12 protein-coding genes are annotated in these 12904 nt (G+C 60.2%); 2 read left to right on the top strand and 10 right to left on the bottom strand.

Going from position 1 to position 12904, the window contains the following annotated elements; all coding sequences use genetic code 11:
- Positions 1-3: 3 nt before the first annotated feature.
- The 9 genes from O3W47_RS23155 to O3W47_RS23115 all read right to left on the bottom strand — a co-directional run bounded on the left by O3W47_RS23155 (position 4) and on the right by O3W47_RS23115 (position 11123).
- Positions 4-1680: a hydantoinase B/oxoprolinase family protein gene (locus O3W47_RS23155; protein ID WP_269314672.1), complete on the bottom strand. Its 1677-nt coding sequence runs from the start codon at positions 1678-1680 to the stop codon at positions 4-6.
- 11 nt (positions 1681-1691) lie between these two features.
- Positions 1692-3755 carry a hydantoinase/oxoprolinase family protein gene (locus O3W47_RS23150; RefSeq protein WP_269314671.1) on the bottom strand — a complete coding sequence of 688 codons (2064 nt, stop codon included), beginning with the start codon at positions 3753-3755 and terminating at the stop codon, positions 1692-1694.
- Positions 3756-3900: 145 nt separating this feature from the next.
- Positions 3901-4839 carry a nitrogen assimilation transcriptional regulator NAC gene (gene nac, locus O3W47_RS23145; RefSeq protein WP_269314670.1) on the bottom strand — a complete coding sequence of 313 codons (939 nt, stop codon included), beginning with the start codon at positions 4837-4839 and terminating at the stop codon, positions 3901-3903.
- 321 nt (positions 4840-5160) lie between these two features.
- The gene (locus O3W47_RS23140) at positions 5161-6369 is read right to left on the bottom strand and encodes an aspartate transaminase (protein WP_269314669.1); all 1209 of its coding nucleotides are present in this window, start codon (positions 6367-6369) and stop codon (positions 5161-5163) included.
- Positions 6370-6405: 36 nt separating this feature from the next.
- The gene (locus O3W47_RS23135; protein WP_003523645.1) at positions 6406-7149 is read right to left on the bottom strand and encodes a branched-chain amino acid ABC transporter ATP-binding protein; all 744 of its coding nucleotides are present in this window, start codon (positions 7147-7149) and stop codon (positions 6406-6408) included.
- Positions 7139-7912 (bottom strand): ABC transporter ATP-binding protein, encoded by a 774-nt coding sequence (locus O3W47_RS23130; protein ID WP_080817072.1) that lies wholly within the window; start codon positions 7910-7912, stop codon positions 7139-7141. Before O3W47_RS23130 ends, O3W47_RS23135 begins: the two co-directional genes overlap by 11 nt.
- Positions 7909-8895 carry a branched-chain amino acid ABC transporter permease gene (locus O3W47_RS23125; protein WP_080817073.1) on the bottom strand — a complete coding sequence of 329 codons (987 nt, stop codon included), beginning with the start codon at positions 8893-8895 and terminating at the stop codon, positions 7909-7911. The genes O3W47_RS23130 and O3W47_RS23125 overlap by 4 nt, the downstream gene beginning before the upstream one ends.
- Positions 8896-9038: 143 nt before the next feature.
- On the bottom strand, positions 9039-9911 hold the full coding sequence (locus O3W47_RS23120) for a branched-chain amino acid ABC transporter permease (RefSeq protein WP_035217353.1): 873 nt from the start codon (positions 9909-9911) through the stop codon (positions 9039-9041).
- A 21-nt stretch (positions 9912-9932) separates the two neighbouring features.
- Positions 9933-11123: an ABC transporter substrate-binding protein gene (locus tag O3W47_RS23115; RefSeq protein ID WP_269314668.1), complete on the bottom strand. Its 1191-nt coding sequence runs from the start codon at positions 11121-11123 to the stop codon at positions 9933-9935.
- Between the two features lie 298 nt (positions 11124-11421).
- Between O3W47_RS23115 and O3W47_RS23110 the strand changes: the two genes are divergently transcribed.
- Positions 11422-11562 carry a DUF1127 domain-containing protein gene (locus tag O3W47_RS23110; RefSeq protein WP_080853169.1) on the top strand — a complete coding sequence of 47 codons (141 nt, stop codon included), beginning with the start codon at positions 11422-11424 and terminating at the stop codon, positions 11560-11562.
- Positions 11563-11710: 148 nt separating this feature from the next.
- A complete protein-coding gene (locus tag O3W47_RS23105) occupies positions 11711-12148 on the top strand; it encodes a GNAT family N-acetyltransferase (RefSeq protein WP_080817076.1) in 438 nt (145 codons plus the stop codon).
- A 42-nt stretch (positions 12149-12190) separates the two neighbouring features.
- Here the strand turns inward: O3W47_RS23105 and O3W47_RS23100 are convergent, their stop codons facing one another.
- Positions 12191-12841 carry a glutathione S-transferase family protein gene (locus O3W47_RS23100; protein ID WP_269314667.1) on the bottom strand — a complete coding sequence of 217 codons (651 nt, stop codon included), beginning with the start codon at positions 12839-12841 and terminating at the stop codon, positions 12191-12193.
- Positions 12842-12904: the final 63 nt, after the last annotated feature.

The following is a 12904-nucleotide window of genomic DNA, read 5'->3' as shown; positions in this document are numbered from 1 at the left end:
CTCCTATTCGGCTGCGGCAGCGATGGCGCCAGAATAGCCGAAGATTTCTTTCGCCGCCTTCGCGGTTACCAGACCTTCGGAAATATCCTGTTCGATCAGCGCGCGCGAACGCTCGCTGGCCCTGCCCCAGCCGCCACCGCCGGGTGTCTGGACTTCGAGACGTTCGCCGGTCTGAAGAACCACCTTGCCCTTGGGGAAATGCGACCTGCCCTGTTTCATCACCTTGCCGGCGGACCCGCTCTGGCCTTCCACCACACCGAAGCAGGGATGGCGGACGCGTTCCGATGCCAGATAGATGTTCATCGGGTTTTTGCCGAGATTGCGCAGAACGACGCGCTGGCCAAGGCCGCCGCGATGTTTGCCGGCGCCACCGGAATCGGCAATGAGTTCCTTGCGTTCCGTCAGGACCGGAACGGCGACCTCGAACATTTCGATAGCCGTGACCTTGCAGTTGGAGGGGAAGCTCAGCGTATCCAGCCCGTCGAATTCGGCGCGTGCGCCCTGCCCGCCATGGAAATTCTGCACGGAGGCATATTGGCTTCCATCATTGCGCTGGCCCACACAATTGGCAGCCCAGATCGGCGCGCCGCCGCTATCGCCTAGCACCTTTTCCGGCACGATACCTTCCAGCGCCTTGAAGATGAGCGAGGGAATGACGTGGCCGATGAGGTTGCGCGAATTGCCTGCCGTCCATTCCTGCGGATTGAGAATGCAGCCGAGAGGCGCTTCATCCGTGATCGGGACGATGCAGCCCTCATTATTGGGCGTTTCGGCATCGAGCAGGCATTTCAATGCGTAGACAGAATGGGCGTAACGGTAGTTCGTACGGCAGTTGATCGAGTGCAGGACCTGATCCGACGTGCCGGTATAATCCACATGGATGGAATCGTCCCTGACGATCACCGAGGCTTTGAGTTTGACGTCGACGTCGTAACCATCAAGCAGCACTTCGGCGGAATAGGTGCCGTTCGGCCATTCGCGGATCGCCTTGCGCGTCTGCGCCTCCGAGCGGGTGTGGATGGCGTTCGCCAACCCGTCGACATCGTCCAGCCCGTATTCATCGAGGAATTTGACGAGTTCGCGGCCCATGACATTGTTGGCGGCGATCATCGATTCCAGATCGCCGCGGACTTCCGTGGGAAGGCGGACGGAGGCGGCGATGATATCGAACACGTCCTCGTTCGGAACGCCGGCCTTGAGCAGCTTGACGATGGGGAAACGGATGCCTTCCGCGAAAATGTCGCTGGCTTCCGAATGCAGCGGCGCACCGCCAATATCGGGAAGATGGGCGATGGATCCCGCATAGGCGACAACCTTGCCGTTCTTGAAGATCGGCGTGATCATCGTCACGTCAGGCAGATGGCCGGTTCCGATTTCGGGGTCGTTGGTGGCGAGAACATCGCCCTCTTCCAGCATCCCGACTGGAAACTTCGGCAGGAAATATTTCTGCGCCGCTGCGGGCAGCGAGGTTATGAAAACCGGGATCGACCAGGTGCATTGCGCCAGCGCCCTGCCCTTACTGTCGAGAAGTACCGTTACGTAATCATGGTTCTCACGCACGATCGGCGAAAACGCCGTCTTGCCGAGCACGTTATCGGCCTGATCCGCGATGAAGATCAGGCGGTTCCACATGACCTGAAGGTTGATCGGATCGTTGAAATCGGTTGCGGGTTTCGACATCTGACTGCCCCTTAGAGAATATTGATCACGAGATTGCCGTGGGCGTCGACATGGAAGGCGCCACTCGGCCCGACAACGGCCGTCGATTCACGCTGCTCCACAATGGCAGGCCCCTTCACCTCGTGGCCGACCGGCAGCTTGTAATGGTCGTAAACCGAGGTTTCGACATAACCGCCCGCCTCCTGAAAATAGACCTGCCGGCTGCCCTTTCGGGCTTCGGCAACGACGGTCTCATGCGGCCTGGTGACCTGATCCTTTTCGCCGCTGGCGCGCAGACGCCAGGTGATGACTTCCAGCGGTGCGGCCACCGTGCGGCCGAACAATTCGCGGTAGAGCTTGAAGAAACTGCCGCGCAATTCTTCGAGGAAGAGGTCCTTCGGCAGGTTGCGGTCAGGAAGGACCACCGTGATTTCGTGTCCCTGCCCCACATGGCGCATATCCACGGTATAACGATTGGTGATCGTCTCCTTCGGAACGCCGGCGGCAGAAACCACTTCCGCGCCCTGAGCGGAAAGATCGTCGAGCAGGCGGTTCATCGCATCGATATCCCAGGCGTCGAGCGCCATCGGATGGCTTGCGGAGAGATCGACGGCGACTGGAGCGATCAGCAGGCCGATGGCGGAGCTGACGCCCGCGCCGGTCGGGCAGATGATGCGCGAAATGCCGAGCTTGCGGGCGATGCCGTAGGCGTGGACCGGGCCGGCTCCACCGAAAGCGACCATCGGCAGCGAGCGCGGATCGACGCCGAGATCGGTCGCGTGCATGGCGGCGGCCTTGCTCATGGATTCGTTGACGAGATCGTGGATGCCCCAGGCACAACGCTCGACCGACACATCGAGCGAAGCGGCCAGTTTCGACATCGCCTGCTGCGCGGCGTCCTTGGACACCTTGAATGAGCCGCCGACGAAGGATTCCGTTCCCATATAACCGAGCAGAATATCGGCGTCGGTCACCGTGGGTTCTGTTCCGCCGCGCTGATAGGCGGCCGGACCCGGCATGGCGCCGGCGGAATGCGGGCCGACATCGAGAAGACCGAGCGGGTTCTTCGCGGCGATGGAACCGCCGCCAGCGCCGATCTCGATCATCTGGATCGACTGGATTTTCAGAGGGAAACCGGAGCCCTTGCGGAAGCGCTGGTAATGCGCGACTTCAAGATCGGTGCCGACATTCGGTTCGCCATCGGGAATGAGGCAGAGCTTGGCGGTGGTGCCGCCCATGTCGAAGGAAAGCACGCTCGCTTCGCCCGCCGTGCGGCCGAATTCGGCGGCGGCGACAGCACCTGCTGCGGGGCCGGATTCGATCAGGCGAACGGGAAGTTCGGCGGCGCGACGGCTCGGGACAAGCCCGCCCGAAGAGGTCATCCAGAGCACCTGCCGGTCGATGCCCCTGTCGGCGAATTCCCGTTGCAGATGGGCGACGTGGCCGGACATTTGCGGGCGGGTATAGGCATTGACCACCGTTGTCGAAGCGCGGTCGAATTCACGCATTTCCGGGCAAACTTCGGAAGACAAGGACACGAAGATATCCGGGTCTTCCTCGCGCAGAAGGGCGGCGACGCGCTGCTCGTGCTGCGGATATTTGTAAGCGTGTAGCAGGCAGACCGCCACCGAGCGGATGCCCTTTTCCTTCAGACGTCCGGCAATCTTGCGGACGGTCTCTTCCTTCAGTTCCGTCATCACCTCGCCATCGGCGGCGATGCGTTCTTCGGCGCCAAAACTGTTGGCGCGGGTGACCAGCGGATCGGGATATTTGATGTTCAGATCATAGAGATCGTAACGCCCCTCGTTGCGGATGCGCAGCATGTCCTGAAAACCGTCGGTGGTGACGAAACCGGTCTCCACGCCTTTACGCTCCAGCACGGCATTGGTGACGACGGTGGTTGCGCCGAGCACTTGCAGGTTCTCGATCGCAATCGCATCGCCATGTTTTTCGAGCAGTTCCGATACGCCCTGCACAACGGCCTCGGCCGGATTCTTCGGCGTGCTCAGGACTTTATGGAGGTGAAGATCGCCGCTGTCGTCCAGAAGCGCGAAATCGGTAAAGGTACCGCCAGTATCGAAAGCCAGTTTTGCCATTGTTCCCTCGAGCGACCATGCAGCCTCTCCGGCTGCCTTTTGGACCCACGATTTGGGTCCGTTCACTGAGGGAAAATTGAAGCCTTCAGCCGGCCTTTACCAACACAACCTCGGTCTGCCGCCATAGGGTTTGCTTATAGCGAGTTCAGATGGCGCGAATGCCGGGGTGGTGGCCGCTCTTGAGCTTTGTGACGATCTCTAGAAGCACGGAGCGCGCCGCCAGCGCCGGCTCGGAAAGCGGCATATGATCGGACACGCAAAGCGAAACCGTGGCGTCGATGACGGGGGTAGTGAGCGGATGCAGCTGCGCGCCGCTGAAGCTCGGGGTTTCCAGAACAACGGAGGCTGGCAGGATCGTCGAGCCAAGGCCGTCCAGTACCGCCGCCCCGAGCGCTGGCACGGATTCCAGCTCTGAAATGACTTCAGGCCGCGCCCGCGCCCGGGCAAGCCCTTCATCGATGAGCCGGCGAAGGAAATGCGACTTGCTTGGCAGCAGCATCGCGTGGCCATCGAGTGCCGAGAGCGGAAGCGGCTGACCGGGTTCGGTCGGCAGCTTCATATCGGCCGGCGAGACGAGGAACATCTCCTCCCGGAACAGCGGTTCCAGCGTCACGCCCTTGATGGGATCGGAGGTGTAGATCAGCGCCATGTCCATCTTGCCGGTCATGATCAGCTCGCTGAGGATATGGCCGAAACTGTCGTTGATATGGACCGTAATGGCGGGAAACCGCGCCCTCATCTCCTTGATGAGCGGCAGCGACAGCGCGCTGGACGAGGAATAGGTGGCGAGCCCGATGGAAACCCGGCCGGAGACCGAGCGGGCCGAGCGGTCGATATCGGTCTGCGCCTGCTCGATCTGCTTCAGCATGATCTGCGCATGGCGATAGAGGATCAGCCCGGCCTCGGTCGGTGCGATGCCGACATTGCTGCGCAAAAGCAGCTGATGTTTGAAGTGCTGTTCCAGCGATGCGATCTGCTGCGACAGCGCCGGCTGCGCTACGCGAAGAATGCCGGCGGCACGCGAAACGCTGCCGGTATCAACGATCTTGACGAAGCTCTTGAGTTTTTTGAAATCGACGCTCATCGGTCCCCACTTTTTGGAGAAATCCTAGCGCATTGATGCGGAAACAGGAATGGATTTCTGCTAGGAGGGTGCGTAATTTCAATGGGATAGGTGTTCTTCGGTATATGTGCAGGTGCACGACACAGCTTTGCGCGTACATCCCCACCTCCGTCATTCCGGCCCCGAGGCGGAATCCAGTCGACGCGCGTCTGCGCGGCGGGATGAGTCTTTTCAGCCCAAGGACTTGGGCTGGCTGGATTCCGGCTCAAGGCCGGAATGACGGGAGGTGAAAAGCGTCACGAACCGTTGTAAAGGCGCGCCTGTTTATGGGTCCGATTTGCCCTACCTTAGCGCAGCCACCGCCCGTTCGATGCGGTCGCATGCATCCTCCAGCACCTCCATGGAGGTGGCGAAGGAAATGCGGAAATAGGGCGAGAGGCCATAGGCAGCGCCCTGAAGAGCCGCCACGCCGACGCTGTCGAGAAGGTAGAGGACAAAGTCGAGATCGTTTTCGATCAACTTGCCTTCCGTCGTCCTCTTGCCGATTACGCCAGCGCAGCTCGGATAAAGGTAAAAGGCCCCATCCGGAACGATGCAGGAAAGGCCGGGGATCGCGTTCAGACGCGCGCAGGCGTAGTCTCGCCGCTGTTTATAGACCGCAACACTTTCCGTCACGAATGTCTGGTCGCCGGAAAGCGCATGGGCGGCGGCGGCCTGGCTGACCGAGGACGGGCACGATGACATTTGCGATTGCAACTTGTTGATGGCGGCGACGAGTGCTGCCGGCCCTGCCCCATAGCCGATCCGCCATCCCGTCATGGCATAGGATTTTGAAACGCCGTTGGTCAGAAGCACGCGGTCCTTCAGTTCCGGAACGACGGCAACGAGGGTTTTCATCGGCTCGTCCCTGAACCAGACCTGATCGTAAATATCGTCGGAAAGGACCATGACATGCGGATGGCGCAGCAATACGTCGCCCAGCGCCTTCAGCTCCGCTTCGCTATAGGCAGCACCCGTTGGGTTCGAGGGGGCGTTGAGGATCAGCCACAGAGTTTTCGGGGTGATCGCCGCTTCCAGCGCTTCAGCCGTCAGTTTGAACCCGGTTTCCTCCGGGCATGCGACGATGACGGGCGTGCCGTCATTGGCGATGACCATATCGGGATAAGACACCCAGTAGGGAGCCGGAATAATCACTTCCGCATCATTTTCCACGCTTGCCATCAGCGCCAGAAACAGGATCTGCTTGGCGCCGCCGCCGACGCAGATTTCGCTATCGCCATAGGCGATGCCGAGACGTTTCTGGAAGTCGCCGATGATCGCCTTGCGCAGCGCCGGCGTGCCGTTGACAGCGGTGTATTTGGTCTCGCCCCGGTCGATGGCGGCATGCGCCGCGGCCTTGACGCCTTCCGGCGTATCGAAATCCGGCTCGCCCACAGTCAGGTCGGCGATATCGCGGCCGGCGGCCTTCAATTCGCGGGCGCGGGCCGCCGCCGCCGTGCTCGGCGATACCTTTATTCTCGACACGCGTGATGCTGGCACGAAAGTGCTCATGGTCTTTCCTCGTCTCAATCTAAAGCTTTGGACCAGTCAGTGCGCGGCTTCGAGTTCGCCGCGCATCTTTCCGGTCAGGAACAATTCGCCAAGTTCGTCATGGGTGATCTCCGCCGGCGTGCCGTCCCAGATCACCTTGCCGAGACGGAGAATGACGGCGCGCTCAGCCACCTCCATGGCCTTTTTGGTGTTCTGCTCGACCAGCAGGATGGTCATGCCATTCGCATGCAGGCGCAGGAGTTCATCGAACACGATGCCGATTGCGGCCGGCGACAGGCCAACCGAGGGCTCATCCACCAGTAGCACCTTCGGCCGCTGCAGAACCGCCATCGCCACTTCGAGCAATTGCTGCTCGCCGCCCGACATATTGCCCGCGAGCGTCGAGCGCCGCGTTTTCAGGATCGGGAAAAGGTCGTAGACATAATCCCGGTCCGCCTTCACTTTCGCATCGCGAATGGTATAGGCGGCCATTTGCAAGTTTTCATCGACGGTCATGACCGGGAAATTGCAACGGCCCTGCGGCACGAAGGATATGCCCTCGCCCAGAATGGCGCGCGACGATAATCCGGCGATGTTCCTGCCGCGCCAGTCGATGCCGCCTTCCTTGATGGTCGTCATGCCATAGAGCGTCTTGAGCAGGGTGGATTTGCCCGCACCGTTCGGCCCCATGAGGGCCACGAACTGCCCGGCCGGCACATCCAGATCGACGCCGTTCAGGATATCGAGATTGCCGTAACCCGCGCGCAGGCCCTTGATGGAAAGATTGCTGTCAGCCGCCAAGATAGGCCTCCCTCACACGCTGGTCCTGAATGATGTCATGCGGCAGTCCCTCGACCAGTTTCGTTCCCTGATCGAGCACGACGACACGCTGGCAGATGCTGGTGACGACATCGATATTATGTTCGATGACGAGGAAGCTCACGCCGAGCGATTTATTCGCATATTGGATCGTCTCCACCACGCGCTCGATGATCTTCGGGTTGATGCCCGCCATCGGCTCGTCGAGCAGGATGAGCTTCGGTTCCGGCATCAGCATGGAAGCGAACTGAATGAGTTTCTGCTGGCCGCCGGAGAGGTTGCCGGCGGGCTGGTGGCGAACGTCCCACAGCCCCGCCATTTTGATCAGCTCGCGCGCCCGCTCTCTCAACCCGGCCACGCGGCGACGCGACATGCCGCCGAGGCCGAATGTCGACAGGAGCGAGGGAAAGGTGAACATCTGGCCGGCGATGATGAGGTTCTCCTCCACATCGAGCGCCTTGAAGGTGACCGTCTTCTGGAACGAGCGCAGCATGCGGCCTTCGCGGGCGATGCGGTTGAGCGACCAGCCGGTGATGTCCTGCCCGTCCAGGATCACCTTGCCGGTATCCGGCCGGGCAAGCCCGGTGCTGCAATCGAAGAAGGTGGATTTTCCGGAACCGTTGGGCCCGATCAGCCCGGCGATTTCGCCGCGATTGATGTGCATGCTGACATCGTTGACCGCCTTCACCGCACCATAGGACTTGCTGAGGTTCTTTATCTCGAGGATGGGAAGATGAGCCGTCATTTCGAGCCTCCGATCGCGTTCCAGAATCGATTGATCAAGGGAGCGAAACCCTTCTTGAACCAGAAGACGAGAACGAGAAGGCAGAAACCATAGGCGATCATCCGCACTTCAGGAGCCACACGCAGCGCCTCGGTCAGTCCGACGAAAAGCAGGCTGCCGAAGACGGTTCCGGAAATCATGCCAGCACCACCGCCGAGGACGATGATGAGCATCGTCGTGGAATAATACATCTGGAAGGTCAGCGGGCTGACCACCGTGAGATAATGGGCATAGAGGCTGCCCCCTACCCCGGCAAAGACCGCGCTCAGCATGAAAACGATCAGCTTGTAACGCCAGGTCGGAACGCCGAGAGACTCCGCCAGCGTTTCGTTTTCGCGAATGGCGACCATGTTGCGGCCCGCTGGCGAGCGGACGATTGCCCATGCGGCAAGCGTTCCCAGCACGCAGATGGCGAGAGCCAGATAATAGAAACTGGTGGTTCCGCTGACCGTGAAGGAGAGCGGGCCAAGCTCGAAATAGGGTTTCGGGATGCCGGAGAGGCCCATGTCGCCACGGGTCAGCGAAATCCAGTTCTTGGCGATTGCCTGGCCGATGATGACGAAACCGAGCGTACACATGACGAAAGAAGTCGAGCGAAGACGCAAAGCCGGAATGCCGAGCGGCAGGGCGAGCGCGCCGGAGACAAGGCCGGCGGCAATGAGGTTCACATAAAACGGCGTTTCATAGTGAACCGCCAGCAGGCCGGCTGTATAGGCGCCAATGCCGAAGAAAGCCGCCTGCGCCAGCGATAACAGACCGGTATAGCCGACAAGCAGGTTGAGGCCATGCGCCGGCAGCATGAAGATGAGCGCGATGATGAGCGAATGGGTGACGTAACGCGTGCCGATGAAGGGCGCGGCCAGCGCGACGACAATCAGGACGGCGGCGAGCGGAATGCGCAGATCGCGGCGGCGTGCCTGGGGAACGGTGTCTGTGAGAGACATGTCTAGTCCTCAAAATTCGAGTAAATTCGGCGGGCGCGGCTTCCAGAGCGTTTTGGCTTTTCTTCGAATCGCCAAAGCGCTCTAACTCTTTATTTTTCCGCATTTCCGGACGGAAAACCGGGTCCACTTTTCCTGGAAATGCTCTAGAAGCGCGCCTGCGTCGAAAACAGGCCGTGCGGACGCCACATCAGCATCAGGATCAGCGTTGCGAAGCCCACCGTGTCGCGGAATTGCAGCCCGACATAGGTGGCGACGAGGCTTTCGGCGATGCCGAGGATCATGGCCGCGAAGAAGGTGCCGCGCACATTGCCAAGACCGCCCATGATGATGATCGGCAGGGTCTTGAAGGTGATGAGTTCCCCCATGCCGCCATAGACGCTGACATTGACCGGCGCGGTCAGCACGCCCGAAAGTGCGGCGAGCGCGGCGCCCAGGATGAAGGTACGCAACACGACCTGCGAGACATCGATGCCGACTACGCCACAGCATTCGACATTCTGCGAGACCGCCCGCATCGCCATGCCGAGACGGCTATAGGTGACCATCAGTTCCAGACCGACGAAGACGATGAGGCAGACGACGAGGATGAGCACGCGCTGCTGCGCCAGCGTGAAGCCGAGAATGGAAATCGGCTCGATATAACCGCCGGCGAAAAACTTGTAGCCGCCGCCGAAGACGAAAATGATCGTGTTCTGCAGGATCAGCGCGATGCCGAGGGTGGCGAGAACGCCGGACTCCGCCGGCGCTCCCACCATTCTGCGCATCACCAGCTGGCCGACCACATAGGCCACGACCACGGTCGAAAGCACGCCGACGACGATCGAAGCCTCATAGGAAAGGCCGAGATAATCGATGGCGAACCACGCCCCGAAGGTCCCGAGCATGTAATATTCGCCATGAGCGAAGTTGATGGCTCTCAGCACCCCGAAAATCATGGTCATGCCGACGGCGACGATCGCGTAGACGGAACCGGTGACGATCCCGTTTACGACTTGCTCGAGAATTGTCGAGAACATGGCTGTACCCCTCCCGGTCTGTCAGTTCGCAGGGTACTGGATTTCCGCCGTATAAGCGCCCTTGATGCTGGGCTTGCCGTTCTCGATCTGGAGAAGGATCATCGGAAGGCGCGCCTGATTGTGATCGTCGAAGGTCACTTCGCCGACCGGGCTCTTGTACTTGATCTTGGAGAGCGCTTCGCGGACGGCGTTGCGGTCGGCGCTTCCGGCTTCCTTGATCGCGTGGGCGAGCAGGTTGACGGTATCCCAATGCACATAGGCGTGATTGTTCGGCGCTTCCTTGTATGTCGCGGTGAATTTCTCGACGAAGGCTTTGCTGGCGGGACTATCGAACTGCGGCAGCCAGGCAGCGGCCTCAACAGCACCTTCCATGGCTTTCGGCGCGGATTTGATCGTCTTTTCGGTGTTGAATTCTCCGTTGCCGATCAGCACGACCTTGCCGGCAAGCCCGAGTTCCAGCATCTGGCGGGCAACGATTGGCGTGGTATCGGCCAGACCATACATGATGATCGCCTGCGCGCCGTTATCGCGGATCTTCGCCAGCACGCTGCGGAAGTCGACCTCGCCTTCCTTGTAATAATCCTCGCTGAGAATTTCGCCCTTGAAGTCCGGCAGATATTTCTTGGTGAAGGTGATGGCGGAGCGGCCGTAGTCGCTATCGACCGACAGGACGGCGAACTTCGTGAAACCTCGCTGTTCGGCGGCGTATTTAGCCACGACGAGCGCGCGGTTCTCATCCGTCGGATAATTGCGGAATGTCCATTTGAAACCGCCGACACCCGCCTGATAGGTGATCTTCGGGTTGGAGGACGCCGCGTTCAGCAGCAGAACCTCGGCATCCTCGGCGACAGGCTGCATCGCAAGCGTCACGGAGCTGGAAACGTCGCCGATGACGAAATCCACCTCATCCTGATCGATCAGGCGGCGGGTGGCCGAAACGCCTTCGACCGGAGTGCCCTGGCTATCGGCGTTGAAAAGTTCGATCTGCTGGCCGTTGATGCCGCCGGCCGCGTTGATGTCCTTTACCGCGAGTTCCGCGCCATGCATGGAGAAAGCGCCGTAGCGCGCATTCGGGCCGCTCATCGGCGCGACGAGGCCGAGCCTTATCGTGTCGGCCGCATAAGCTGCGGCGGAGAGCGCCGGTGACAGGCTCAGGATCGGAGCGACCGCTGCGGAAACCAGTAGAAGTCTGCGAGTAATACCGTTTTTCATGTTCCCACTCCTTTTCGGATTTATCTGTTCCGGCTTTGGCCGGGCGAGCTTTTGCCGCTTTTGCGGTTCTTGTCGATCAACGTCATGCTAATCTTTCAGGCAGAGTAGGTTCATCGCCGGATATTTTGCCAACACAAGTCCTTTCTGCCGCTATAGCGTTTCCTTATGCCGGCAGTTGTTTCCCCCTATCCAGACGTCGGGTTTCGATTTTTGCATGTCTTCCATGCAGGCAAATGCCTGTATTTTTCGCGTCAGAATGGGCATATTTTATGCAACTTCATCACTGGAAACCATGAAAATGAAACTTCACGAAACCGTTCGAAACTATTTCCGCAACCGTCGCGCCGTGGCCGAACTGAGCGCGCTCGATGACAGAAGCCTTTCCGATATCGGCGTCAGCCGCTCGCATATCCGTTCCGCCGTGGAAGGCCGCCGCTAACAGACACAAACGGTCGCCTTCATGGGCGTCCGCGCGCAGCACGATCTTCAGGCGCTGAAAATTGCGCCTCAGAATCGGTAAAGCTCCTGTAGAACTCTTCTCCACATATTGGGCGGCGCTTTCAGAGCGCGGCCAAGAGGAGAGTCGAATGAACCAACCCGATTATTCCCCCGACTATTCCATTGTCGCGAGAACTCCGTCTGTCGAAGACTATCTGCGCCTTCGCGCCGTGGCCGGGCTAAGCCCCTTCTCACGGGAAGCGGCGGAGAAGGGTTTGCGGGGCACGGTCTTCTCCGTGCTGGTTCTGCATGCAGGGTCCGCCATCGGCATGGGCCGGCTGATCGGCGATGGCGGCTGCTTTTTTCAGGTCGTGGACATTGCCGTCGATCCCGCCCATCAGGGCCGGGGCCTGGGCAAGGCAGTCATGGAGGCGCTGATGAGCCATGTGAAGAGCGAATTTCCCGCTTCGGCCTATGTCAGCCTGATTGCCGATGTGCCGGCAAACAGGCTATACGAAAAATTCGGCTTCAGGGAGACCGCGCCGAGGTCGCTCGGAATGGCCTATCGCGTCAGCACCTCGGCCTGATCGCCGGCAGTCCGCAGCGAGCGTCCCTCAGCTTGAGGTGGTTCAGCCGCTCGATGCGGCTTTGAAAATCGCCAACTGATCGGCAAAGGCGCGTTTATAGGCGGGACGCTCCTCACCGCGGGCGACATAGGCCGCGAGATTAGCGTATTCATCGAGAATGCCCGAACTTTTTATCCGTTGCAGCACCGATATCATCAACAGATCACCGGCGCTGAATGCGCCGTCGAGCCACTCGGCCTTCCCCAGTCGACTGGACAATTCGCCGAGCCGCTTGCGAATACGTTCATGTACGATCTGCAGGCGTTCGCCGTGCCAGCTTTTGTCCCTTTCAAGAAAGCCGGTGACAAAATGCTCGACAATGGGCGGTTCCATGGTGCTGAGCGCGGCGAACATCCACATGAGCGCGCGCGCCCGCGCATTCGCATCCTGCGGCAACAGGCCGGCATGGCGCTCGGCTATATGGAATATGATCGCACCGGATTCGAACAGGACGAGATCGCCCTCCTCATAGGTCGGGATCTGCCCGAAGGGTTGAAGCGCGAGATGCGCCGGTTCCCGCATCGCCTTGAAGGAAAGGAGGCGGACGTCATAGGGCTGGCCCACTTCTTCGAGTGCCCAGCGGACGCGCATGTCGCGGGCGAGACCCTTGCCGCCATCGGGCGAACGTTCAAAAGCGGTAATGGTGACTGTCATTACTGTTCTCCATCACTCCCCGCCCCCGGAATGCTGTCGCCTGACGTTGAGTCACACTATGCG

The sequence above is a fragment of the Agrobacterium sp. LMR679 genome (assembly GCF_027157905.1).
GTDB classification, from domain to species: domain Bacteria; phylum Pseudomonadota; class Alphaproteobacteria; order Rhizobiales; family Rhizobiaceae; genus Agrobacterium; species Agrobacterium leguminum.
Note: the sequence above shows the minus strand (reverse complement) of the source record. Positions and strands in the feature narration are given on the sequence as shown.

What these genes read in the sequence shown, in the direction of transcription:
- O3W47_RS23155 (WP_269314672.1), bottom strand. Translation starts at nt 1,680, where the DNA reads ATGTCGAAACCCGCAACCGATTTCAACGATCCGATCAACCTTCAGGTC.
- O3W47_RS23150 (WP_269314671.1), bottom strand. Translation starts at nt 3,755, where the DNA reads ATGGCAAAACTGGCTTTCGATACTGGCGGTACCTTTACCGATTTCGCG.
- nac (WP_269314670.1), bottom strand. Translation starts at nt 4,839, where the DNA reads ATGAGCGTCGATTTCAAAAAACTCAAGAGCTTCGTCAAGATCGTTGAT.
- O3W47_RS23140 (WP_269314669.1), bottom strand. Translation starts at nt 6,369, where the DNA reads ATGAGCACTTTCGTGCCAGCATCACGCGTGTCGAGAATAAAGGTATCG.
- O3W47_RS23130 (WP_080817072.1), bottom strand. Translation starts at nt 7,912, where the DNA reads ATGACGGCTCATCTTCCCATCCTCGAGATAAAGAACCTCAGCAAGTCC.
- O3W47_RS23125 (WP_080817073.1), bottom strand. Translation starts at nt 8,895, where the DNA reads ATGTCTCTCACAGACACCGTTCCCCAGGCACGCCGCCGCGATCTGCGC.
- O3W47_RS23120 (WP_035217353.1), bottom strand. Translation starts at nt 9,911, where the DNA reads ATGTTCTCGACAATTCTCGAGCAAGTCGTAAACGGGATCGTCACCGGT.
- O3W47_RS23115 (WP_269314668.1), bottom strand. Translation starts at nt 11,123, where the DNA reads ATGAAAAACGGTATTACTCGCAGACTTCTACTGGTTTCCGCAGCGGTC.
- O3W47_RS23110 (WP_080853169.1), top strand. Translation starts at nt 11,422, where the DNA reads ATGAAACTTCACGAAACCGTTCGAAACTATTTCCGCAACCGTCGCGCC.
- O3W47_RS23105 (WP_080817076.1), top strand. Translation starts at nt 11,711, where the DNA reads ATGAACCAACCCGATTATTCCCCCGACTATTCCATTGTCGCGAGAACT.
- O3W47_RS23100 (WP_269314667.1), bottom strand. Translation starts at nt 12,841, where the DNA reads ATGACAGTCACCATTACCGCTTTTGAACGTTCGCCCGATGGCGGCAAG.